Consider the following 1,183-nt stretch of genomic DNA (forward strand, 5'->3'; position numbering starts at 1 on the left):
TCTTCCTAACAATCCACCATTCCCATCGTCTGCCACACAGGCATGGGCACCTTTCCGTGGAACGGATTTTACAATTTACTGGGAAGAATCCGGATATCCGGCACATCATTCTACACTCAATAACGTAACGTCCCAAACCCAGGTTCTGCTGGATTTTGGTGTACCACTGAATCCTGTTCCTGCCAATGCCACGTATGTCGTAAAAGTAAGCAATGGCAATGGTAATTTCCACCGTATTGCATTTAGAGAAAGTGATCCTGGAACCAATACAAACAGCCTTATGGGAGACAATTCTAAAATTATAGAGATTAATCAGTGGGGTAATATTGCCTGGTCTTCAATGGTAAATGCATTTGAGGGATGTCTCAATCTGAACATGACAGCTACAGACAGTCCCAACCTCAGTGAAGTTACAGATATGTCATCAATGTTTTCCGGTTGCTCCTCAATGACAGGTAATAATTCTATAAATAACTGGAATATCTCTTCAGTTACCAGTCTTGCTGGAACATTCTCCGGATGTATGCTGTTCAATCAGCCTATAGGAAACTGGAGTACCGGTAATGTACAGAATATGGGTGGCATGTTTCTGATGTGTCAGAATTTCAATCAACCCATAGGAAACTGGGATACTTCTCTGGTAACTGCCATGGATGCCATGTTCAATAATGCGCGAAGTTTTAATCAGCCTATCGGAAACTGGAATGTTTCCAATGTTGATGAGATGGAATTTATGTTTGCCAATGCGTGGGCTTTTAATCAACCTCTTACAAACTGGGACGTGTCTGGTGTGTGGCAGATGAGCTACATGTTTCTTAGCGCAAAAGCATTTAACCAACCCATCGGAAACTGGAATACCTCAGGTGCCAGTGCAATGCACGGGATGTTTCTGAATGCAACAGTCTTCAACCAATCTCTTGCCAGCTGGAACACCTCCAATGTCATCACTATGCACAACATGTTTCAAAATGCCACTGCATTCAATCAGAATATCGGCAGCTGGAATACTTCACAGGTAAGCAACATGAACAACATGTTTACCGGAGCAACGGCTTTCAATCAAAATCTTGGCAACTGGAATCTTTCATCACTGACTTCCGCGTATGGAATGTTTCAGAATTCCGGTTTAAACTGCCAGAATTACGACAGCACACTTTACGGCTGGAGCCAGAATCCTGCAACA

General features: G+C 43.0%; 1 protein-coding gene. It reads left to right on the forward strand.

The features are described 5' to 3' along the window. The coding region (locus tag ASG21_RS02760; protein WP_056075554.1) for a BspA family leucine-rich repeat surface protein at positions 1–1,183 on the forward strand (1,183 nt) is incomplete at both ends.

It is taken from the genome of Chryseobacterium sp. Leaf394, from assembly GCF_001424105.1.
Lineage (GTDB): Bacteria > Bacteroidota > Bacteroidia > Flavobacteriales > Weeksellaceae > Chryseobacterium.